Genomic DNA, 21,148 nt, shown 5'->3' with positions numbered 1-21,148 from the left:
ACGTTGTGCAAATTCTTATTTCACAATGTGAAATTCCAGTAAATTACTTATTTCAAACTAACATTTAACGATTTTAATAATACTCTAGATTATGATGAAAAGAGTTGTCTCAGGCGCTGTACTTAGCGCGGTTCTGTTGTTCTTTAGCTGCAACGGAAAGAAGGAAGAAAAACAGGAAGATTCTGTGTATCCGGTGACGTCCCCCGTAAAGATGGATACGATTATTAACAAAGATTTCGTCGCTCAGATTCAGTCGGTGAAGAATATCGAAGTCCGTGCTCAGGAAAAAGGCTTCCTTGAGAAAATCTACGTTGACGAAGGTCAGTATGTAAGAGCCGGACAAACTTTGTTCCGCATTATGCCGCAGATTTATCAGGCAGAATTGTTGAAGGCAAGAGCAGAAGTTGAGCAAGCTTCTATTGAGCTTAAAAATGCAAGCACATTGGCCAGCAACAACATTGTTTCTAAAAATGAAAGATCAATGGCTAAAGCTAAATTGGATGCTGCGAATGCTGAAATGAAATTAGCACAAATCCATCTTTCGTTTACAGATATTAAAGCTCCGTTTTCCGGAGTAATTGACAGAATTCCATTGAAATTGGGAAGTCTGGTTGATGAAGGTGATCTTTTGACAACACTTTCAGATAATACCAATATTTACAGTTACTTCAATGTTTCCGAACCAGAATATCTTAATTATCAAACTCACGTTGCAGATCGCGGAAGCCAGAGCGTAAGCTTAATGATGGCAAATGGTGAAATGTTTAATCAGCAGGGAGAAATTCAAACGATCGAAGGTCAGTTCGACAACGAAACAGGAAACATCGCATTCAGAGCCAAGTTTCCAAATCCTGAAAAGTTGTTGAGAAACGGCGAAACAGGAAAAGTTCGTATGACTTTACCGCTTAAAAATGCTTTGATCATTCCGCAGAAAGCGACATACGAAATTCAGGATCAGAAATATGTTTTCGTGATTGATAAGAACGGTGTTGCAAAATCTAAAAATATTAAAGTGTCTTATGAACTTCCAGACATCTATGTTGTTTCTTCAGGAATTTCTCCGGACGAAAAAATCTTGCTGGAAGGTGTTCAAAAAGTGAAGGACGATCAGAAGGTAAAAGTGAAATTCCAGGATCCGAAGAAAGTTCTTCAGTCTTTAAAATTAAAAGCAGAATAGAAGAATTATGTTTAAGAAATTCATTCGCAGACCTGTTCTGTCAATCGTAATCTCGCTGATTATTGTTTTTATGGGAGTTCTATCTTTAATGAAACTTCCAATCACTCAGTTTCCAGCGATTTCTCCGCCAAAAGTAAATATCACCGCAACATATCCCGGAGCAAATAACGAATTATTAATTAAATCTGTTGTTATTCCGTTGGAAAGAGGTTTAAATGGTGTTCCCGGAATGAAATACATGACTTCCGACGCAGGAAATGATGGTGAAACATCTATTCAGGTAGTGTTTGATTTGGGAACTGACCCAAATGTTGCAGCGGTTAATGTTCAAAATCGTGTTTCTTCGGTTGTAAATAAACTTCCGCCATTGGTAGTTCGTGAAGGGGTGAAAATCACCCGTGAAGAACCGAATATGTTGATGTACATTAACTTGTACAGTGACGATCCTAAAGCTGATCAGAAATTTCTTTTCAACTATGCAGATATCAATGTGATGTCAGAATTGAGAAGGGTAAGCGGAGTTGGTTTTGCCGATATTTTGGGAACTAGAGAATATGCAATGCGTATTTGGCTGAAACCGGATCGTTTGACGGCTTACAATATTTCAGCAGATGAAGTAATGGAAGCTCTTAACGCACAAAGTTTGGAAGCTTCACCAGGTAAAACAGGTGAAAGTTCGGGTAAACGTTCTCAGTCATTTGAGTATATCTTAAAATATCCGGGACGTTTTAATAATGAAAAAGACTACGGAAATATTATTCTTAAAGCTAAATCAGCAGGAGAATTTGTAAGATTAAAAGATGTTGCCGATATCGAATTTGGTTCTTCGATGTACGATATCTATTCTACATTAAACGGAAAACCTTCTGCAGCGATTACTGTAAAACAATCTTACGGATCAAACGCAAGTGACGTTATCAAAAATGTAAAAACCTTAATGGCGGATCTTGAAAAAACCAATTTCCCGAAAGGAATGCATTACGATATCAGTTATGATGTTTCAAGATTCCTTGATGCGTCGATTGAAAAGGTGGTTCATACTTTATTTGAAGCCTTTATTTTGGTAGCGATTGTGGTATTTTTATTCCTTGGAGATTGGCGTTCAACGTTGATTCCTGCAATTGCGGTTCCGGTTTCGTTGGTAGGAACATTTGCGGTGATGTCCGCATTTGGAATCACTTTAAATATGATTTCGCTCTTCGCATTGGTAATGGCAATCGGTGTTGTCGTCGATGATGCGATTGTTGTGATTGAAGCCGTTCATGCCAAGATGGAAGAAAAAGGACTTTCTGCATTAAAGGCGACTGAAGAAGCAATGCATGAAATCAGCGGTGCAATTATCGCAATTACATTGGTGATGGCGGCTGTATTTATTCCGGTGGCGTTTATGTCTGGTCCGGTTGGGGTTTTCTACCGCCAGTTTTCCATTACAATGGCTTCGTCGATTATTCTTTCGGGAGTTGTTGCATTGACTTTGACTCCGGCTTTATGTGCTTTAATTCTAAAAAACAATCACGGAAAAGCTAAAAAGAAAGGTCCGATCACGATTCTTTTAGATAAATTTAACAATGTATTTACGAAAGGAGCAGGAAAATATGAGAAGCTGCTGAATAAAACAGTTACTAAAAAGTTCATCACACTTCCTTTATTATTGCTTTTCTGTGCTTGTACCTACTTTTTAAGCAACTCACTGCCTTCAGGATTTATTCCGGGAGAAGATCAGGGGATGATTTATGCAATTATTCAGACGCCACCTGGTTCTACACTAGAAAGAACGAATCAGATTGCCAAAGAATTATTGAAAGAATCTGAAGATATTGACGGAGTACAATCAGTTTCTTCATTGGCTGGTTACGAAATTCTAACGGAAGGAACAGGTTCAAATTCAGGAACATGTTTGATTAACCTTAAAAGTTGGGAAGACCGTTCAGAATCTGCTGCCGAAATCATTGAAAAGCTTGAAGAAAAAGCCAAAAATATTCCGGGAGCCAATATTGAATTTTTCCAGCCGCCTTCTATTCCAGGTTATGGAGCTGCAGGTGGATTTGAATTGAGACTTTTGGATAAAGCAGGAAGCGGTGATTACCAAAAAATGGAACAGGTAAGTACAGATTTTGTGAAAGAATTGAAAAAACGTCCGGAACTAGGTTCTGCATTCACATTCTATTCTGCAAGTTTCCCTCAGTATATGCTTAAAATTGATAATGATTTAGCCGAACAAAAGGGTGTAAGCATCGAGAAAGCAATGGATAATTTGTCAACATTAATCGGTTCAAACTATGAAACCAGTTTCATCCGTTTCGACAGACCTTACAAAGTGATTGTTCAGGCGGGTCCACAATATCGTGCTTTGCCAAGTGATTTATTGAAATTATATGTGAAAAACGATAAAGATCAGATGGTTCCGTATTCAGATTTTATGCATTTGGAAAAAGTGTATGGTCTTTCCGAGATTACAAGACATAATATGTACAATTCTTCTGAGGTGAGCGGAACTCCGGCTCCGGGCTACAGTTCCGGACAGGCAATAAAAGCCATTCAGGAAGTTGCCGATAAAACATTACCGAGAGGTTTCGGTATCGACTGGGCAGGAATTTCAAAAGATGAAGTAGGCCGTGGGAACGAAGCCGTTTACATCTTCCTGATCTGTTTAGGATTTGTTTATTTAATTCTTTCAGCGCAGTATGAAAGCTTTATTCTTCCTCTTCCGGTCATTCTTTCGTTGCCTACAGGTATTTTCGGAGCGTTTTTATGTTTAAAATTATTAGGATTAGAAAATAATATCTACGCACAAGTTGCAATGGTTATGCTCATCGGACTTTTAGGTAAAAATGCTGTATTGATCATTGAATTTGCCGTTCAGAAAAAAGCCGAAGAAGGAATTCCTGTAGCTCAAGCAGCCATCGAAGGAGCAGCCATCCGTTTCAGACCGATTTTGATGACTTCATTTGCATTTATTGCTGGTTTGATTCCTTTGGTCATGGCAACCGGACCGGGAGCTGTTGGAAACAGAACGATTGGTACAGCAGCAGCAGGAGGAATGCTTATTGGAACCGTTTTCGGACTGCTGATTATTCCGGGACTATACTACATTTTCGGAACCATTGCCGATAAATCCCGATTGGCAAAATATGAAGAAGAAAATCCTTTAACTGAACAAACAGAACCTTACCAACACGATGATAAACATGAAGATTTACAATAAATATATAGCAGCCATCGCCTTATCGCTTGTTTTAGCAAGTTGTAAGGCGCCAATGGCGACCGTTATTCAGGATGAAGTAAAAAATACAATTCCTGAGAATTTTAGTCAAAATGAACAACAGGACGTTAATAACAACAGCGGAACTACCCCTTGGAGACAGTTTTTTACAGATCCAAATTTGGTTAGTTTAATCGAAACCTCTCTGAAAAATAATCAGGAATTAATGATTACGCTTCAGGAAATAGAGATTGCCAAAAGCGGAATTGTTGCCAAAAAGGGAAGATTAAGTCCGTCTGTAAGAGCAGGTTTAGGAGCCGGAGTAAGTAAAGCCGGTCGTTACACGAGTGAAGGAGCCGGAGACGCATCCACTGAAATCGAGCCAGGAAAAGAAATGCCGGATCCACTTGGGAATTTTGAAGGAGGTTTGATGGCAAACTGGGAAATCGATATCTGGAAAAAATTGAGAACTGAGAAAGATGCTGCAGTAGCTCATTATCTTTCAACAGTAGAAGGAAAGAACTTTGTTCTGTCTAATCTGATCGAGGAAGTTGCTGACAATTATTACGAATTGTTGGCGTTGGATAATCAGTTGGATATTATTCAGCAGTACATCAAATTGCAGACGAGAGCTTTAGAAATTGCAAAAATTCAGAAGCAGGCCGCAGCTGCAACAGAGTTGGCAGTGAAAAAGTTTGAAGCCGAACTGGCAAAATCAAAAGCTACGGAATACACAATTCGTCAGGAAATCACGGAAAAAGAAAATCAGATCAATGCACTTTGTGGCCGTTATCCGCAGCCAATTGTGAGAACGAAAGAAAGTTTTATGTCTATCATTCCGCAAACAGTATATACGGGAATTCCGTCGCAGTTATTGGCAAATCGTCCGGATATTAAACAGGCTGAATTAGAATTAAATGCGGCAAAATTAGATGTTGAAGCAGCAAGAAAAGAGTTTTATCCTTCTCTGGAAATCTCAGCAACGTTAGGTTTGGAAGCTTTTAAACCTTCTTATCTGGTTAAATTGCCCGAGTCAATCGCTACAAGTTTAGTTGGCGAATTGGCAGGACCACTGATCAACAAAAGTGCGATCAAAGCCAATTTCCAGACAGCAGATGCAAAACAGATTCAGGCATTGTATGAATATGACAAAACTATTCTGAATGCATATCTGGATATTTCAAACCTGATGTCTAAAGTGAAAAACATTGATCAGTATTATCAGTTAAAGTCTCAGGAAACTCAGGCTTTAGATCAATCTATCAATATTGCGAATCAGCTTTTTATGAATTCAAGAGCAGATTATCTGGAAGTTTTATTAAACCAGAGAGATGCTTTAGACGCAAAAATGGAGTTGATCGAAGCGAAAGAAAAACAGTTAAGCACTGTTGTCGATATTTACAAAAGTTTAGGTGGCGGCTGGAAGTAAGTAAGTTAGTTTTTTATTCATATATCATTATTTCAATCGTGAAGTCCGGTTCTGTTTTCAGAGCCGGGCTTTTTTTTAATAAAATTAAATTTCAAAATAAAACACGTCAAGTTTTGTCGCATTACACCTATAGCTTTGCAGTATAAAATATTAAGAGTTATGGAAATTCCGTTTTATTTAAGTTTCAGAGAATTCGAAAATCAATATTATAACAATCTTGAAAAGTGGTTTGAAAACGACCAAAATACGAATGAAACAGATTTTTTACTTCATGTAAAAGAGATGTACAAACCGTATTTGTGTTACAACTTTTCTGAAGACCGATTGCAGGCAGATGCAATGATTGAAGTGAAAAACTGTTTCTTTCCGTACCATGAAAACTTCGGGATTTCATTCAACATGAATCATGGTAATGCAAAAAGTTTCAAAACCGGAATCAACAACGTTTCCGAGTTGAAAACCATCAGCATGATGGAATATGCTCAACATATTTTAGACAGAATTCATCATTACTTTCAGAAAAATAAAATTTCGATGAAAGAAAATGAGACGATTTTAAACTACATCAATCATTACGAAATCATCACGGCAAAAGAAAAAACAGGATATTGTCTCGATTATGATTTGCATCAGAAAAAACTTCCTTTTTTAAAGGCTTTTCTGTCTCATTTTGGAAGTACAGTTGATATGGCATTGTACAGGAACTTTTATTTTTCGGTAGTGAGAATTGCAGATTTTATCGACCAGAAACTGAAAGCTGTGGAAGCGTTCGAAAAAAGCATTTATGCCGAACTAAGATCTGAAGCCATGATGAAAATCCACATGAGAGGTCACAGTTTTCTGACGATTTGTAATTGATTAATTCAATTAATATCAACATTTATTCACTTCATTATATTTTTGAAATGCACTTTTTGAAATTGCATTTCAAGCAAAAAACCAGATCAATCGATCTGGTTTTTGTTTTGTAGTCAATAATGGACAAATATCGACCAACTAGTCAATGATTTGAAGGTATTATTAGAATTAAATTCGTGATAATTTCAACTTTTTTATAACTATTATTCAGTTGAGAGATTATATACATAGGCTAAGGATGCCATTTAATCAAGTTCAATAGAATTATTGTTTTCCTTAAAGTTGTCCTTTACTTCCCGGGTTCTCATTTTTTCATAATCAGCATCTGAGTATGAATTGCCGTCGGGAGAAGTTGATGTTAAGCTTGTAATACCATATCTTTGCCTAAGTTCTCTCATTTTACTCATTGGATCTTTGATGTAATTTTCAAGGGCCTTTTTGTATTGTATTTCAGAAATAGGAATATATTTTGAAAAGTTGAATTTCATACTTCTGAACTTTTCAATACCTTTCAACTCCCAGATATGTTGTTTTTTTGTATCTTCGATCTTTACAATTAAACCAGGAAGTCCTGCGAACTTATAAGGCCCTTCGGAAAAGGGAATTTCATTGGTAAACCAGGCATTATATCTTCTACCTTTATATTCCATCGTTGCCAGCTGACATTTCTTACCTTGTATCTCATCTGTTTCTTTTTGTATATGCCAGTTATATGCAATAGGCTGAGTGATTTTAAACCTGTCACCATTTACAGACAGGTAGGATACGGCTTCATTTGACTGCCAATTTTTCTGAATAATACCAGGAACTTTTTCTTTCGGAAAAGTGGTTAAAGAAACTGACATATTTGAAGATGTTCTGTTTGACTCCATATTCTGTGTAATTGCCGAATCTCTTTTCAATTTTTTCAGACTGATGTACGTTGATTCATTTTTATCTATAAGTAATCCCATTAATTCAGTTTCGGTTTTCTCCAAATGTAAGGAGTCAGGTTTAAAGGTATACTCATAGATGAAAAAATATTTTTGACTAAAGCAAAACAATGGAATTAAAACGGTACTGATAATTATAATTTTTCTAATCATTTTATATAAATATTTTAAAAGGTTAGACTAGCGGAAATTACAAAATAATCCCGGAAATTTTCAGATTTATGAATCAATTTGCTGATTTCAATAAATTTGTAAGGCTATTGAAAATCTTACAAATATCTGGAAAACGTACTCGGAAGTGGGAATTGCGATTAAAAGGAAAATTATCGGTTCGATTTTCCCCGAAAAAATGGAATTTGACAGAAATCGTTATCGAACCACCCGAATTAACATCATCGTAAATCTTATTTTTCAGATTAACAATGAGTTGCCAACAAAAGAAAACAGGAGAAACGATAATAATAATCATTTCTCCTGCTATGTAGAGAAGATGGGATTCGAACCCACGATACAGTTACCCGTATACTACCTTTCCAGGGTAGCTCCTTCAACCACTCGGACACCTCTCTATGTTTTGAAGACTGCAAAAATAGGCTATTTTATTGAATTAACAAATTCTTATTTCCTATTCACTGATTTCTCCGCAAATATTTCTTGAAAAATTATCGGCAAAACTTCCTTTGTAATTTGGGTTATCAATTAAGTGCATCGATTTTGTGATCGCAGATTCTGCCGTCATATCTTTTCCGCTGATCGCTCCTATTTTTGCGAAAATATTGCTATTCTCATACTTTCCAAACGATATGCCTCCTGAAATACACTGACTTACCACCACGATTTCAGTTCCGTTATTTCTGATTTGCTGCAAAGTTTCCAACGTTTTTTGACTGCTGAAAATCGTGCCTGAGCCAAAAACCTGCAAAATCAGAACTTTCATTTTCGGGATTTCTTTAAAATGATTCAGCTTCATTCCGGGAAAAATTCTCCAGAACAAAACATCCTCAGAAATATGCGCATCCACATGAAATTCAATTCTCCCGTCACAACGGAATAAATTGTCTTTATCAATTTTAAGGTGCACTCCGGATTGTCCCAGAATAGGGTAGTTCGGACTCGAATAGGCATCAAAGTACTCAGCAGAATATTTCAGGGTACGGTTTCCTCTCAATAATTTATATTCAAAATAAATCGCTACTTCCTGAATCACGGCTTCGTTTTGCTCATACAAACTTGCGTAGTACAAACTTGTCAGAAGATTTTCCTTCGCATCCGTTCTTAAATCTCCGATCGGAAGTTGTGAACCTGTAAGAATAACAGGTTTTGTTAAACCTTTTAGCATAAAACTTAATGCTGAAGCAGTATAAGACATCGTGTCTGTCCCGTGAAGAATCAAAAATCCGTCATATTTTTTATAATTATCAAAGATGTAATTGGCGATAATTCTCCATTCTTCAGGTCCCATATCAGAAGAGTCGAGCGGTTTTGCAAAAGGATGTACAAAAACTTCGCATTCCATCAGCTTCATTTCGGGCATTTTCTCAAAAATATTTCCGAAATCAAAGGCACGGAGACTTCCGGTTTCGTAATCTTTTTCCATACCGATCGTTCCACCAGTATAAATAAGAAGGACTTTTCGCTTCATTTTTACTTTAAATTAAAGATTTTGAGTTTCTTTTCAGGTTCAGAATTTCAAAATTACGTTAATTTGCAAAGATTTGAAAATAGATGGAAGATTTAGCAAAAACTTACGAGTATTTAAAGCAGTTTTTAACGGATGAAAGATTGAGGAAGATTGAGCATTTCGCTCCTGAAAGTTCAGATTTTGTGCTTCCGGTTTTGGAAGATGTATATCAGTTTAGAAATGCTGCTGCAATTGTGCGTTCCGTGGAAGCTTGTGGTTTTCATAAAGTATTGGCTTTGCAGGAAGAAAACAATTTCGAACCGAACCTCAAAGTAACAAAAGGTGCAGATACATGGGTTGAAGTAGAAAAACTACCCCGAAATATGGAATCTTTCCAGAAAATTAAAGATAAAGGCTACAAAATCGTCGTTGTTTCTCTTGAAAATAACGCAAAAATGCTACCTGAATATGAAATTACAGAACCGATTGCATTAGTCTTTGGAACTGAGATGGAAGGCGTTTCTCAGGAAATTCTAGATTTTGCAGATGAAACTTTAGCGATCCCGATGTATGGTTTTACAAGAAGCTTTAATGTTTCGGTTGCTGCCTCAATTTGTATGTACGAGTTAAAACAAAAGCTGATGAAATCTGATATTGATTACAAACTTAATGAAGAAAAACTGTTGAGAATGAAAATCCGATGGACTGTAAATTCAATCAGAAGTGGTGAGCAGATTTTTGGAAAGTATTTGAGGGATAATAATTTGACTTTTTAAAAGTTATTATTAAAATTTTAAATCATTATAATGAGATTATTCCCTCTTTTATTTCTGTTTTTTTCAGGATTTTTGTTTTCACAATCAAAAAATGATTCGATGTTTTATAATAGAGGAAATATGAAGACCTCTATTTATCCCGCATTTTTGGCTGGATATCATTTTTCCGGCGATGCAAAAGACAATACAGAAACATGGAAAGCCGGAAAAATGCATACGATAGAATTGGCTTATGCTAGGGTTTTCAAATATGGCGGTCATCACGGTGGTTCAAAAGTTTATTATATTGGAAGTGATTTTAGCCTGAGCGATAAATATGATTTTTTTGTTGCTCCCAAAGTTGGAATCAGTGTTGGAGCAGGATTCACTTTTGGTACTGAAATACAGCTTCAAACCAATTTCGAACAATTTGTCCCGAGAATAATGCCTTATTTTGGAATTGGCGGTTGGGGTGGTAAGTTTTATATCGGTTACAATTTCAGATTAGTAAAAGCTGAAAGTTTGCCCATTAATACAGGTCATATCGGAATTACGTGGCCAATAATTAAAGGGAAAGATAAAAATAGAAATTAAATCATCTTATTATAATTCCAGGCTGCCACAAAAACTCCTGCAGTTTCTGTTCTCAATCTTTGACTTCCTAGTGAAACAGCTTTAATTCCCTTTTCAGCCAAAAATAGAATTTCTTTATCTGAAAAATCACCTTCAGGACCAATCAGAAAAGTGTAGCTTTCCAATTTTGGAATATTATGTAAATTAATTCTTTCTAAATTTTCGTTACAATGCGCTACAAAAGTACTTTCTGAATCTACGTTTTTTAGAAAATCAGGTAGTTTAATCAAATCATTAATAACAGGAAAATGAAATCGCAGACTTTGTTTTGACGCCGCAATTGCCTGTTTTCTGATTTTATCAATATTCAGATTCTTACGCTCGGTTTTTTCGGTCTGAAGAATCGTAATTTCAGAAATTCCCATTTCGACTGCTTTTTCAACGAAAAATTCAATGCGGTCAATATTTTTTGTCGGAGCAATCGCAATATGAAGTTTCGGACTGAAATCTGGAGTTTCAGTTTTGATTTCTGAAACTTCGATTCCTGCTTTTTTACCTTCAATCATTAATTTTCCGGAAGCCAAGTTTCCTTTTCCGTCGGTCACATGAATTTCTTCACCATCTTTCATACGAAGAACTTTCACGATGTGTTGCTGTTCTTCGTCGTTGATGATTGCTTTTCCGTTATTGATTTCTCCAAAAAAAAGTTTCATAGAAAAGTTATTATTTTTTAAAACGTAATTTCATTATCGCTTAAAAATGCCACTCCGGTCTTTATCGTGGTATAAATATCGCCGTCACAATCTCTGTATGAACAAGCGTAAATCTCTTCAATCCACCTGTTATTCATAAAAATTAAATTCAGATATTCGTTTTTTCTTAAATTATTTTTGATGGATAAATAATCTCCTTCTTTCGGTTCGTAAGCAAAACTAAATACATTTTCTGAGTTGATCTTCTCGATAATCTCTTCCTTTACATTTTGAACATATCCTATTTCTGAACTAGTCATTAAATAATCTTCGTCTTCAGATTTTTCTGTTACTTCATTTTTTCCTGTAATGGTTTCTAAAACCCAATAATATTTTGAGTTTTTTTTAGAATGCGTTACCAATACTTTTTCTTCTAATAATACTTTCATCTGTAGATGTTATTTAATCCGTTATTTTATAGAATTTTCTACTTTTAGGGTTGGGGAAAGAAAATTTCTTTTACAAATCGTATTTCGATATTGCTGTTGTTCTTAGATCCGTAAATTCTCCACGTTCAAATTTCAGTTGGGCAACCATTGCAATCATTGCGGCATTATCGGTTGTATATTCAAATTTTGGGATGTAAATATTCCAGCCTAATTTCTCATGATTGTCCTGCATTACTCGTCTTAAAGCTGAATTGGCAGAAACTCCACCAGCAATCGCTACTTCTTTTATGTCTAAATCTTTCGCCGCTTTCTCCAGCTTATTCATTAAAATTTCAATGATGCATTGTTGTACCGAAGCACAAAGATCGTTCATGTTTTCTTTAATGAAATTGGGATTTTTCTTTACTTCTTTCTGAATGAAATATAAAACTGAAGTTTTGATTCCGCTGAACGAGTAGTCGTAATTTTCTAATTTAGGTTTATTGAATTTAAAAGCATCAGGATTTCCTTCTTTTGCCAAACGGTCGATAATAGGTCCTGCCGGATAATCAAGATCAAAAATTTTTCCGATTTTGTCAAATGCTTCACCTGCTGCATCGTCAATCGTTTTGCCTATGATTTCCATGTCAAAATAATCTTTCACCAAGACAATCATCGTATGTCCGCCGCTTACTGTAAGACACAAAAAAGGGAATTTTGGCGGCACAGGATTTGCATCGTCGATGAAGTGCGCCAAAATATGCGCCTGAAGGTGATTTACTTCAATTAAAGGAACGTCTAAACTCATAGCCAGAGACTTAGCAAAAGAAGTTCCCACGAGAAGAGATCCCAAAAGTCCGGGACCACGGGTAAAGCCTATGGCAGAGATTGCATTTTGTTGTATATTTGCTTTGGTAAAGGATTTTTCTACTACAGGAATGATATTCTGCTGATGAGCTCGTGACGCCAGCTCAGGAACCACACCTCCATATTCTTTATGGATTTCCTGGTTTGCGGCAATATTTGAAAGAATAGAATTTCCTTTGATAATGGCTGCTGAAGTATCGTCACAAGACGATTCGATACCTAAAATTATAGAGTCACTCATAGTAATGGCAAAGTTAGAGAATAATAACGAAAATGAGCATAAAAAATCAGTAGCTGAAAACTTAGGAGATCAGGTACAAAAGACGGTTGATAATGTTCAGGAGACTGTGAAAGAGGCTTCTGAGCTTGCTTCTGATGCCATTCATCATCCGATTGATACCGCTCAGGAATTTGGTAAACAGGCTGCAAAAGATGTTACCAGCTATTCCTGGTGGGCAAAACTTTTGCTCATTCTTTTCTGGACGCTTCTCTCAATTGTTGTTCTTATTTTTATCGCCATCAATCTTCCGGTTACCAAAAGATGGGCTGCAGATCAGGCTTTACAGATTGTTAACAGAGATTTTAAGGCAAAAATGTCTACCGAAAGTGTAGAGGTTGATTTCTTCGGTGATGTGACGATTAAAGGTTTAAGAATAAAAGATTATAAAAATTTAGATTTCATTAAAGCCAGAGAGTTTAAAGCCAATTCTGACTGGTTTTCTTTGGCAACCAACATCGGAAAAAACAATTCTTTAAGTTTTAACGGGCTGACTCTGAAAGATGCAGATATAAAAGTTATTACCTACAAAGGCGACAGTATTTCAAATTTCATACGATTTACACAGCTTTTTGACAGTGGTAAAAAGAAAGATCCTACAAAACCACCATTTCAGTTAAATTCAAGATTGGAGATTTTAGATTCTAAAGTTTCTATTGTCAATCAGAATTCTCCGGGAGAGCCTGGCAAATGGCTGACTGCAACCAATGTCAATCTGATTGCTCCACGAGTAAAAGTGAATGGTGCAAATATCAATGCAACCATCAATAATTTTACATTTACCACCAAAAGATGGGGGAAAGCGCATTTTGTAGATACTTTTTCTACAGATTTTTCGATGACAGAAGATTTTCTTTTTCTTAAAGACTTAACCTTAAATACTGATCATTCGCTTCTTCAGGGAGATATTAAATTTAATCTCAATAAAGGTTCGTGGGCAGATTTTACCAATAAGGTAAAATGGGATATGAATCTTAAGCTGGGAAGCCAGTTAAGCGGTTACGATATTTCTTATTTTGTGACCAATTGGGACAATTATATTCCTTTCAACATTAGCGGAAAAATGGCTGGTCCGCTAAATAAATTTAAGTTAGATAATTTCCTGATCAGAAATCCTTCAGTGAACATTGCCACTCAGAAAATGAATATTACCAATTTGCTGAAAGGTAATTTTTTAATTGAAACCAATAATCTTTCCGCAGATTTCACTTACAAAGATCTGAAAGCGATGATGCCGAATTTCATTTCGAAGAAAATGAAAAACTTCGCTGATGATTTCGGAAAACTAAAATACAATGGAGATGTAAAAGTAACTCCAAAACAAGTGTATGTTTCTTCAGGAAATCTGATGACAGGAATCGGACAGGCAAAAATCACCAATTTCTCATTGACAGATTTCAGCACTGCAATGCCTAAATACAAAGGCTACGCAGAAGTAAGAGATTTAAATACCTCGGTGATTACCAAAAGTAAAACGGTGGGGCTTATTTCAGGAAAATTCAATATTGACGGGCAGAGTTTTGATGTCAATACGATGCGGATCAGGACAAGATCTCAGATTTCAAGCATTGATATCATGAATAAGGAAATCAATAATCTGAATCTGGATGGTTTGCTTGATCACAGAAAATACAACGGTTTAATAACAGTTAATGATGAACAGGCAAAAGCAACTGTAAAAGGTTTGATTGATTTTAGCACTAAAAGAATTTCGGCAAATATTGATGCAAACGTTACGCATCTGAACATGAATTATTTCACTGGTAAATCCGGAAGTCAGATTGTAAGCGGTCAGGTAAACGGAAAAATGGCGATGACTAATGTGAATGATTTAAATCTTGACGTTGTGGCAAATAATATCAGTTTTGCAACTGCTACACAGCGTTATCAGATTCCTAACGCTAAGATAAAAACGTTTATAGAAGGTGGAAACCGCGTAATTGATGTAGATGCTCCGGGAGCTGTAAATGGTAAAATTTCAGGTAAGTATAATCTTGCTGATTTGGCAGGAATGGTGGAAAATGGTTTAGGTAAAATCTTAGTGGGTCCACCACCGAGAAAACTGTACCGCGGACAAAATTTTGCAATGAATTTCGATGTTCAGCAAGGTTTGGTAAGTTATTTTATGCCGGATCTCAAGCTTCCTCAAGGAGCAACTGTTGAAGGTGAATATGACGGAAATTCAAATAATTTAATTTTAAATCTCGACGCCGCATCACTGAAATATGTAATGACCAAAAAGGAAGAAATTACGGATGCAGATATGGCTTTGGCGAATGCAAATCCTGATTATAAAATCAATGAAAGGGATGTTGTTACGAGAGACAGTGCCTTAGTTGATAGTGTGATGGTGAGAATCAACACGGCAAATCTTGATCAGCAGCTTTATGCCAAAATCAAAAGGGTAGAGTACAATAAAAATATTCTGAAAGACATTCTTCTCACCGGAAAGAATGAAAACAATACAACATTACGAATTGCAACAAGCTTTAAGCATGGCAGTCCTGAAGATGAGCTTGATGACAATCTGAAAAACTATGCGGTCAACTTTAATCAGTCAACAAATCCGGAAGGGGATTATATTTTCAGATTTGAGCCGACTGAAGTTAATTTTAATAATGTCAAATGGACAATTGATACAAGTCCTGAGCTTGATCATTATATAAGCTACCGGAAAAATACAAAAGATTTTGAAGTCAGGAATCTTAGAATTTATTCAGATAAAAGCTCACTCTTGATTAATGAATCAATATTTAAATCAGCAAAAGATTTCTATGTGGATGCTGAAGTTCAGGATTTTGCAATTGAAAAACTTCTCGAAATGCAGGCTGGAGGAAATCCTATGGATATTAAAGGATTAGCCAATGGGAGCGTGAAGATCAAGATGGATAAAAATACTTTGCAGCCCCTCGTAGATCTGACTGTTGATGATATTATGATGAACGGAAATGACATGGGAGATCTTACCATTTCTGCTGTCAATGGCTATTCACTTAATGTTTATGATGTAGATGTGAAAGTGACTTCTGCCGGAGTAATAGGTAATAATAACCTTCATTTAACTGGAACGGTCAATAATAACACAGCTTCTCCGACAATCGATCTGACAGCAGAACTTCGTGAATTTGATTTGGCTTTTACGCAACAGTTTGTACAGACTATTTTCGGAAATTTAAGAGGGAAAGCAACCGGCGATTTAAAAATCAACGGAACTCTGAAAAATTTAGATTACAGTGGAGACATAGGTTTAAAGGAATTTGGACTAAAACTTCTGTTTACGGGTGTAGATTATTCGTTTGATGATACCGTGATCCCACTTTCAAAAGGTTTGGCGATCCTGAACAATATCGGTGTACATGATGGAAGATCAAACTCACAGGGAACGATTTCCGGGGCAATACAGTTTGAAACTTTATCCTCAATGGGAGTCAACCTTGTCATGAGAGCTGATAATTTATTGATGCTGAATACTACTCAAAAGGAATATGATCTTTTCTGGGGAAGAATTTATGGGCAGGGTGATTTGTATGTTGACGGTCCTGTTTCTGCTTTAAATTTATCTACCCCGAATATGAAGGCTCTGAATGGAAGTACATTTACTTTTAATTCAAGTTCTACATCAAATGTTGAAGAATTTAAAATGCTGAGATTCCTGAAAGAAGGGAAAGACGGTCTTGTAACATTGGAAGACAAGAAAAAATCCGGAGCCAATATGAATATCGACTTCAGCCTTGATGTTGACAAAGGAACTACGGTAAACGTTTTGGTAGGTGATGACGTCGGGAATATTACTGTGAAAGGTATTGCGGATGATTTAAGATTCCAGATGGGGAGACAGGGAAATATTGCAATGAATGGTGCTTATATGGTAGACAGCGGAACTTTTGTTTCCAAAGCAATTTTGAACAGAACATTCCAGATTCAGAAAAACAGCAGCATACGCTGGGACGGTGATGCAATGAAACCAATGCTTGATATCACAGCCAATTATGTAAGAATGGTTTCCAACGCAGGGGCATATCTTAATATGGGAAATCTTCAGCCAATCAGTATTTTGCTGCAAACAAAAATTACCAATACTCTTACTGATCCAAAAATAGATCTTAATGTTACGGCTTTAGATGTTTCAAGTCAGGTTAAAGAAACTCTGGCGGCAAAAATCAATCAGACAGAAGGTGAAAATGTATTACAGTTCAGTTCAATACTTTTGCTCAATATGTTTAATGAATCGAGTACGGGCGGAGTGACTTTTAATGCAAGTAATGTGGCAGAATCTTCTGGGTATAATATGATCCTGAAACAGCTGGGCTCTGTACTGAATACGATGAGTAATGAGTTTCAGATTGATTTGAATTATGTAAAAGCAGATCAGAATTCTAATATAGGAGATCGTGCAAATGCCGGAGTCAGCTTTGATCTTTCGCCAAGAGTTACCGTAAAGACGGGTCTTGGTATTCCTTTAAATAAAACGGATGCTACAGAAACCAATTATCTCTCTGGTGAAGGAACTATAGAGTATGATATTTCTAAAAAAAATGACGGTACATTATTGCTAAGGGGATACTCAAAACCTACCAATATCGGGATGGGTGTTGGTACTGTAGGAACAAACGGCTCTGCGAATCAAGCTTATGGAGGCGGTGTTGTGTGGAGTAGAAGCTTCAATTCTTTCTTTAAAAAGAAGAAAAAAGATAAAAAGCAGGTGCCTGTCAATAACGAAATAAAAACAGATTCCGTAAAATCACAGGTTAAATAATCTGAATCTTTGAATGATTTTTGTCATATGTGTTAATTATTGTTAATCTTTAATATATTTTTCTTAGTTAATTTATTTTTCTTAATTTTGTAAAAAATTTATCGATTTTTTAGGAAAAATATAATTTCACTATATGAACTATCAACTGGACGAAATAGACAAGAAAATTCTTGATTTCTTAGTAGAAAATACAAGAATGCCTTTTACAGAAATTGCTAAGCAGATGGATGTATCTGCAGGTACAATACACGTAAGGGTGAAGAAAATGGAAGATGCAGGTATTATTTTAGGATCATCTCTTAATTTAGATTATGGTAAGCTAGACTATCATTTTACAGCTTTTATCGGAATTCTTTTAACAAAATCAAACCGCACACAAGAGGTTTTGAAGGAATTGGGAACGATTCCAAACGTAGTAGAAGCAAGCGTTATTTCAGGAAAATATAATATTTTCTGTAAAGTAAAAGCAAAAAATACTGAGGATGCGAAAAAGATCATTTATCAGATCGATGATATTCAGGATGTAATGAGAACTGAAAGTATGATTTCTATGGAAGAATTCTTAAGTGACAAAAATAGACTGATCAACGCAATCTCGATTTAATCAAATTTAGACGATATAAATACCAGAGAACTTATGAAGTAATTCATAAGTTCTTTATTTTTGCATTATGGAAAAGGAATATAAAGAATACAGTTATTTTGATGAAGATCCGAAAAAAGGATGGGGGTTTATTTTGGCTTTAGCTGCTCTGCTGCTGTTTACTTTGATGGGAGTTGGATTAGATTTTGACGAATATTTGCAGCATAAGACCCTGAATATTCCTTCCGGATATTTCTACTTTATTTTCTCAATAGATATCTTAATGATTGCAGGAATTGTGCTGATGTATTTTTACAGAAAAATAGGCATCATTCTTTTTCCGGTAATGCTTGTTCTGCATTTCTTTATGCACAATTATTATTTGTCTACGTTCCTATATTCAGACGTCACCAATCTTTTCCTTTTTACAGGTTTTGGAATGCTGGCGATTATTCCGAAGTGGAAGTTTTTCAGATAATGATTTTAAATTTTCTTGAGCCATTAAATTGTATTGAAGCTTTTAAGAATTAAGCTGAGCTTCGATCAAAAGAAAATAAATATTTAAAAGTATTAATAGAAATGGGCTTTAGTTCGTTTTTTTTAAGGAACCGTTCGAAATGATTTTAGCTTAAGTTTATAACCGTTAGTTTTTTTAGCGTTTATAATTCTAAAATGGAATCACACCTAAAATATTGCTAAACGTTTGTAGCAATAAAGAAGCATAAAAATATTCAGCTCCGTAGGAGCGACACAATAAGATGCAAAATTGTTAAAGGTCAATTAAAATTGCTGAATCTTAAATTCAATTAAAGAAAAAAGCATCCAATTTGGATGCTTTAAAATATATTTCAAATGAATATATTATGCTAAAATTCTCTTCACAGCATCAATGACAGCTGCAGAATCGATTTTATATTTTTTCATTAACTCAGCAGGAGTTGCAGATTCTCCGAAAGTATCGTTTACAGCTACAAATTCCTGTCTTGTAGGTCTTTTTCTTGCCAACATTCCTGCTACTGATTCTCCTAAACCACCTAAATAGTTGTGCTCTTCAGCAGTAACAATTTTTCCTGTTTTTTCAACTGATTTTAAGATGATTTCTTCGTCAAGAGGTTTAATTGTGTGGATGTTGATTACCTCACAAGAAATACCTTCTTTTTCAAGCTCTTCAGCTGCAAGCAGAGATTCCCAGACAAGGTGACCAGTAGCCACAATCGTTACGTCGGTTCCTTCCTGCAAAAGAATACCTTTACCAATTTCGAAAGGCATATCTTCAGGAATGAAAACAGGAACTACTGGTCTTCCGAATCTTAAATATACAGGGCCTTCAAAGTCAGCAATAGCTAAAGTAGCAGCTTTTGTCTGGTTGTAGTCGCAAGTATTGATTACGGTCATTCCAGGAAGCATTTTCATCATTCCGATGTCCTCTAAAACCTGGTGGGTTGCACCGTCTTCTCCTAAAGTAAGACCTGCGTGAGAAGCACAGATTTTTACGTTTTTATTAGAATAAGCAATAGACTGACGAATTTGATCATACACTCTTGATGTAGAGAAGTTAGCAAAAGTTCCCGTAAAAGGAATTTTCCCTGTGATGCTTAAGCCTGCAGCCAGTCCCATCATATTTGCTTCGGCAATACCGACTTGGTAAAATCTTTCAGGAGCTTTTTCGATGAATTTTTCCATTTTTAAAGAACCGATAAGGTCTGCACAAAGTGCTACAACATTAGGGTTTTTGTCAGCCAATTCAGCCAATCCAGCCCCAAATCCTGAACGTGTATCTTTTTTTTCTGTATAGGTATATTTCATGAGAATTTTAAATTTTTATACGAAACATATAACCTTGCGGTTTTATTTCTTTACTAAATTATTTATTACTGATTACCAATTATTTATTAGTTACAATTAATAATCTGCCGGAGCTTCTAAGTACAATTGTTTGAAAGCCGTATCCAACTGCTCATCATTTGGAGCTTTACCATGCCAAGCGTGAGTTCCCATCATATAATCAATACCATTACCCATAATTGTGTGAAGAATGATTGCAACTGGTTTTCCGTTTCCTGTTTCCGTTTTTGCTCTTTCAAGAATAGCAATTACGGCCTCCAGATCATTACCGTTTTTTTCTTCCAAAACGATCCATCCGAAAGCTTCTAATTTTGCATGAAGATTTCCTAATGAAAGTACATTTTCTGTGCTTCCGTCAATCTGTTGTCCGTTATAATCGATTGTAGAGATCACATTATCTACTTTTTTAGCTGCAGCATACATCAAAGCTTCCCAAACCTGACCTTCCTGCAATTCTCCGTCACCGTGAAGGGTATACACCAAAGAATTGTCGCCGTCTAATTTTTTACCCTGAGCAACACCAAGTGCCACAGAAAGTCCCTGACCCAAAGATCCTGAAGCGATTCTAATTCCTTCCAAACCTTCATGAGTTGTTGGGTGACCTTGTAATCTTGAATTTAATTTTCTGAAAGTCTTCAATTCATCTACCGGAAAGAAACCAAATCTTGCTAAAGTAGAATAGAAAACCGGTGAAATATGTCCGTTTGAAAGGTAGAAATGATCTTCGTTCTTACCTTCCATGGTGAATGGTAACTTGTAGTTCAAAACCTTACCATAAAGCGCAGTGAAGTACTCTGTACAGCCTAAACTTCCACCAGGATGCCCTGAATTTACAGCATGAACCATTCTTAAAATGTCTCTTCTGATTTGTGTTGTAAGAGATTTCAGCTCTTCAATACTTTTACTCATATATTAGGATTTATTATTAGAATTGATACATGCGAATTTACGATTTTTTGTCGGCTTACGGAAATGCGAAAAAATGAGATTTTCTTCCGATATTTTATTTTAATTCTTTTTGAACTTAAAATATGTGAGAGTATTTTATAATATTTTGGATTCAAGAGTTTATTAAGCTTTCACCGTTTTTCTTGTCTTCGCTTTGTTATTTCTCCGTCTAAATTATATTTTGAAAAGTTTGATAAAAATTATT

16 protein-coding genes and 1 tRNA gene are annotated in these 21,148 nt (G+C 35.8%); 9 read left to right on the top strand and 8 right to left on the bottom strand.

Annotated features, from left to right (window positions below; translation table 11 throughout):
- Positions 1-94 precede the first annotated feature (94 nt).
- The 4 genes from AC4FQ5_RS16385 to AC4FQ5_RS16370 all read left to right on the top strand — a co-directional run bounded on the left by AC4FQ5_RS16385 (position 95) and on the right by AC4FQ5_RS16370 (position 6,666).
- Positions 95-1,177: an efflux RND transporter periplasmic adaptor subunit gene (locus AC4FQ5_RS16385; RefSeq protein WP_491145110.1), complete on the top strand. Its 1,083-nt coding sequence runs from the start codon at positions 95-97 to the stop codon at positions 1,175-1,177.
- A gap of 7 nt (positions 1,178-1,184) precedes the next feature.
- A complete protein-coding gene (locus AC4FQ5_RS16380; RefSeq protein ID WP_491145027.1) occupies positions 1,185-4,382 on the top strand; it encodes an efflux RND transporter permease subunit in 3,198 nt (1,065 codons plus the stop codon).
- The gene (locus tag AC4FQ5_RS16375) at positions 4,366-5,808 is read left to right on the top strand and encodes a TolC family protein (protein ID WP_491145026.1); all 1,443 of its coding nucleotides are present in this window, start codon (positions 4,366-4,368) and stop codon (positions 5,806-5,808) included. Before AC4FQ5_RS16380 ends, AC4FQ5_RS16375 begins: the two co-directional genes overlap by 17 nt.
- A gap of 159 nt (positions 5,809-5,967) precedes the next feature.
- Positions 5,968-6,666: a hypothetical protein gene (locus AC4FQ5_RS16370; protein ID WP_491145024.1), complete on the top strand. Its 699-nt coding sequence runs from the start codon at positions 5,968-5,970 to the stop codon at positions 6,664-6,666.
- 245 nt (positions 6,667-6,911) lie between these two features.
- Here AC4FQ5_RS16370 and AC4FQ5_RS16365 read toward each other — a convergent pair whose 3' ends face one another.
- The 3 genes from AC4FQ5_RS16365 to AC4FQ5_RS16355 form a co-directional block, all read right to left on the bottom strand.
- Positions 6,912-7,751: a GLPGLI family protein gene (locus AC4FQ5_RS16365; RefSeq protein WP_491145022.1), complete on the bottom strand. Its 840-nt coding sequence runs from the start codon at positions 7,749-7,751 to the stop codon at positions 6,912-6,914.
- A 329-nt stretch (positions 7,752-8,080) separates the two neighbouring features.
- Positions 8,081-8,167, bottom strand: a tRNA-Ser gene (locus AC4FQ5_RS16360).
- Positions 8,168-8,223: 56 nt separating this feature from the next.
- Positions 8,224-9,240, bottom strand: coding sequence for an asparaginase (locus AC4FQ5_RS16355; RefSeq protein WP_491145021.1), 1,017 nt, complete (start codon positions 9,238-9,240; stop codon positions 8,224-8,226).
- A gap of 83 nt (positions 9,241-9,323) precedes the next feature.
- Between AC4FQ5_RS16355 and AC4FQ5_RS16350 the strand changes: the two genes are divergently transcribed.
- Positions 9,324-9,995 carry a TrmH family RNA methyltransferase gene (locus AC4FQ5_RS16350; RefSeq protein ID WP_491145019.1) on the top strand — a complete coding sequence of 224 codons (672 nt, stop codon included), beginning with the start codon at positions 9,324-9,326 and terminating at the stop codon, positions 9,993-9,995.
- 99 nt (positions 9,996-10,094) lie between these two features.
- Positions 10,095-10,568 (top strand): hypothetical protein, encoded by a 474-nt coding sequence (locus AC4FQ5_RS16345; protein WP_491145017.1) that lies wholly within the window; start codon positions 10,095-10,097, stop codon positions 10,566-10,568.
- Here AC4FQ5_RS16345 and AC4FQ5_RS16340 read toward each other — a convergent pair.
- The 3 genes from AC4FQ5_RS16340 to tsaD all read right to left on the bottom strand — a co-directional run bounded on the left by AC4FQ5_RS16340 (position 10,565) and on the right by tsaD (position 12,775).
- A complete protein-coding gene (locus tag AC4FQ5_RS16340; protein WP_491145015.1) occupies positions 10,565-11,260 on the bottom strand; it encodes an RsmE family RNA methyltransferase in 696 nt (231 codons plus the stop codon). The genes AC4FQ5_RS16345 and AC4FQ5_RS16340 overlap by 4 nt on opposite strands.
- A gap of 17 nt (positions 11,261-11,277) precedes the next feature.
- Positions 11,278-11,688, bottom strand: a complete 411-nt coding sequence (locus tag AC4FQ5_RS16335) for a hypothetical protein (protein ID WP_491145013.1) — start codon at positions 11,686-11,688, stop codon at positions 11,278-11,280.
- A 70-nt stretch (positions 11,689-11,758) separates the two neighbouring features.
- Entirely contained in the window at positions 11,759-12,775 is a 1,017-nt protein-coding gene (gene tsaD, locus AC4FQ5_RS16330) for a tRNA (adenosine(37)-N6)-threonylcarbamoyltransferase complex transferase subunit TsaD (RefSeq protein WP_491145011.1), read from the bottom strand.
- 4 nt (positions 12,776-12,779) lie between these two features.
- Here tsaD and AC4FQ5_RS16325 point away from each other — a divergent pair, with 4 nt between their 5' ends.
- The 3 genes from AC4FQ5_RS16325 to AC4FQ5_RS16315 all read left to right on the top strand — a co-directional run bounded on the left by AC4FQ5_RS16325 (position 12,780) and on the right by AC4FQ5_RS16315 (position 18,628).
- Positions 12,780-17,567, top strand: a complete 4,788-nt coding sequence (locus AC4FQ5_RS16325) for a translocation/assembly module TamB domain-containing protein (RefSeq protein WP_491145010.1) — start codon at positions 12,780-12,782, stop codon at positions 17,565-17,567.
- Positions 17,568-17,700: 133 nt separating this feature from the next.
- Entirely contained in the window at positions 17,701-18,171 is a 471-nt protein-coding gene (locus tag AC4FQ5_RS16320) for an Lrp/AsnC family transcriptional regulator (protein ID WP_047446659.1), read from the top strand.
- A 67-nt stretch (positions 18,172-18,238) separates the two neighbouring features.
- Entirely contained in the window at positions 18,239-18,628 is a 390-nt protein-coding gene (locus AC4FQ5_RS16315) for a hypothetical protein (protein ID WP_491145008.1), read from the top strand.
- A gap of 383 nt (positions 18,629-19,011) precedes the next feature.
- Here AC4FQ5_RS16315 and AC4FQ5_RS16310 read toward each other — a convergent pair whose 3' ends face one another.
- Both AC4FQ5_RS16310 and AC4FQ5_RS16305 read right to left on the bottom strand, forming a co-directional pair.
- On the bottom strand, positions 19,012-19,956 hold the full coding sequence (locus AC4FQ5_RS16310; protein ID WP_491145007.1) for a transketolase family protein: 945 nt from the start codon (positions 19,954-19,956) through the stop codon (positions 19,012-19,014).
- 96 nt (positions 19,957-20,052) lie between these two features.
- Positions 20,053-20,904, bottom strand: coding sequence for a transketolase (locus AC4FQ5_RS16305; RefSeq protein WP_491145006.1), 852 nt, complete (start codon positions 20,902-20,904; stop codon positions 20,053-20,055).
- Positions 20,905-21,148 lie beyond the last annotated feature (244 nt).

The sequence above is a fragment of the Chryseobacterium sp. DT-167 genome (assembly GCF_058310155.1).
This window is presented reverse-complemented; position numbering and strand designations above follow the sequence as displayed.

Coding starts and splice junctions, on each gene's coding strand:
- AC4FQ5_RS16385 (WP_491145110.1), top strand. CDS start 95: ATGAAAAGAGTTGTCTCAGGCGCTGTACTTAGCGCGGTTCTGTTGTTC.
- AC4FQ5_RS16380 (WP_491145027.1), top strand. CDS start 1,185: ATGTTTAAGAAATTCATTCGCAGACCTGTTCTGTCAATCGTAATCTCG.
- AC4FQ5_RS16375 (WP_491145026.1), top strand. CDS start 4,366: ATGAAGATTTACAATAAATATATAGCAGCCATCGCCTTATCGCTTGTT.
- AC4FQ5_RS16370 (WP_491145024.1), top strand. CDS start 5,968: ATGGAAATTCCGTTTTATTTAAGTTTCAGAGAATTCGAAAATCAATAT.
- AC4FQ5_RS16365 (WP_491145022.1), bottom strand. CDS start 7,751: ATGATTAGAAAAATTATAATTATCAGTACCGTTTTAATTCCATTGTTT.
- AC4FQ5_RS16355 (WP_491145021.1), bottom strand. CDS start 9,240: ATGAAGCGAAAAGTCCTTCTTATTTATACTGGTGGAACGATCGGTATG.
- AC4FQ5_RS16350 (WP_491145019.1), top strand. CDS start 9,324: ATGGAAGATTTAGCAAAAACTTACGAGTATTTAAAGCAGTTTTTAACG.
- AC4FQ5_RS16345 (WP_491145017.1), top strand. CDS start 10,095: ATGTTTTATAATAGAGGAAATATGAAGACCTCTATTTATCCCGCATTT.
- AC4FQ5_RS16340 (WP_491145015.1), bottom strand. CDS start 11,260: ATGAAACTTTTTTTTGGAGAAATCAATAACGGAAAAGCAATCATCAAC.
- AC4FQ5_RS16335 (WP_491145013.1), bottom strand. CDS start 11,688: ATGAAAGTATTATTAGAAGAAAAAGTATTGGTAACGCATTCTAAAAAA.
- tsaD (WP_491145011.1), bottom strand. CDS start 12,775: ATGAGTGACTCTATAATTTTAGGTATCGAATCGTCTTGTGACGATACT.
- AC4FQ5_RS16325 (WP_491145010.1), top strand. CDS start 12,780: ATGGCAAAGTTAGAGAATAATAACGAAAATGAGCATAAAAAATCAGTA.
- AC4FQ5_RS16320 (WP_047446659.1), top strand. CDS start 17,701: ATGAACTATCAACTGGACGAAATAGACAAGAAAATTCTTGATTTCTTA.
- AC4FQ5_RS16315 (WP_491145008.1), top strand. CDS start 18,239: ATGGAAAAGGAATATAAAGAATACAGTTATTTTGATGAAGATCCGAAA.
- AC4FQ5_RS16310 (WP_491145007.1), bottom strand. CDS start 19,956: ATGAAATATACCTATACAGAAAAAAAAGATACACGTTCAGGATTTGGG.
- AC4FQ5_RS16305 (WP_491145006.1), bottom strand. CDS start 20,904: ATGAGTAAAAGTATTGAAGAGCTGAAATCTCTTACAACACAAATCAGA.